Genomic DNA, 1295 nt, shown 5'->3' on the forward strand with positions numbered 1-1295 from the left:
TGGCGGGCGCAAAACAGGGGGCTAAAAAAGCGGGCCATGCCCTGAAGGGCCGGCTGATTTGTGCTAAAACCGCGTTTACCACCCATAAAGGGGTTAAACGTTTCACTCAGGCCACCAAAAAATTCTTCACAGGCGACCCGATAGACGTGACCACCGGCAGCCTGTTTGACCAGCGCACCGAGTTTGAACTGGGCCAGACGCTACCGCTGCACTTTACCCGCAGCTGGTCACCGGGATGGCGGGGCCTGCTGGGCGAAAACTGGCTGGACAATTTCTCCGAAGCCGTTATCGTCACGGGCGACTGGGTGGAAGTCCTGACGCTGGAAGGCGCTTCCCTGCATTTCGCCCTGCCGCCGAGCGTGGACCACAGTATCAACCCGGAGCACCCGGAATTCCGGCTCAGCCGGCAAAAACAGGGCTTTGTCCTGAGCGAACGGAATAACCCGGTGCGCAAATATTTTGCGTTGCGGGCATCCGCAGAAGAAGACGGTGCCATCGGCATACAACGTTGGCGGCTGACCGAACATCGCGACCGTAACGGCAATGCGGTACGTTTCCATTATGATGACCGTCATCAGCTGGCAAACGTGACCCACAGTGACGGCCCGGCACTGCGGTTGTACTACCGTGAAGATGGCCGGCTAACCGATATTCGTCGCACGGATAACGGTCTGGATGCCGTGATGGCGCATTATGATTATCACGCCGATGGCCGGCTGGCTGAGGCCGACAGTACCCAGCATTTTCACCTGTTTTATGAATACAACGATGAGGGACTGATCAGTCGCTGGTCGGATGGCGACCAGACGGCGGTCGATTATACCTATGATACGCAGGGCCGTTGTATTCATAGTGTGGGCAGCGGCGGGTTCTATCCGGTGCAACTGACCTATGAGCCGGGCATCACCCGTTCCACCACGCCACAAGGTCACACCACCACCTGGCATTACACTGACCAGCAGCAGGTCACCCGGGTCGAAACCCCGTGTGGTCATGTCACGCGTTATAAATACGATGAATGGGGTAACCTGCGCCAGCAGATTTTACCGGAAGGACAAACCCTGACGTTAGATTATCTGGCGGATAGCGGGCTGGTGACGGCATTGACGGATGCGACCGGGGCAACCTGGCAATACCACTATGATGACACTGACCGCCTTATCAGCATGACCGATCCCCTCGGTCGGGTCTGGTGGCAGCAATACGATGACAGGGGCAATGCGGCCTGCTTTATTGCCCCCGATGGCCGCAAAACCACGCTGACACGTAATGAATTTGGCCTGGTTATCGCGGCG

1 protein-coding gene is annotated in these 1295 nt (G+C 57.5%); it reads left to right on the forward strand.

Going from position 1 to position 1295, the window contains the following annotated elements; genetic code table 11:
• Nucleotides 1–1295: DUF6531 domain-containing protein (locus IQ211_RS19320; protein ID WP_193836482.1), on the forward strand; the 1295-nt coding region annotated here is incomplete at both ends.

The organism is Xenorhabdus griffiniae (assembly GCF_015163655.1).
Lineage (GTDB): Bacteria > Pseudomonadota > Gammaproteobacteria > Enterobacterales > Enterobacteriaceae > Xenorhabdus > Xenorhabdus griffiniae.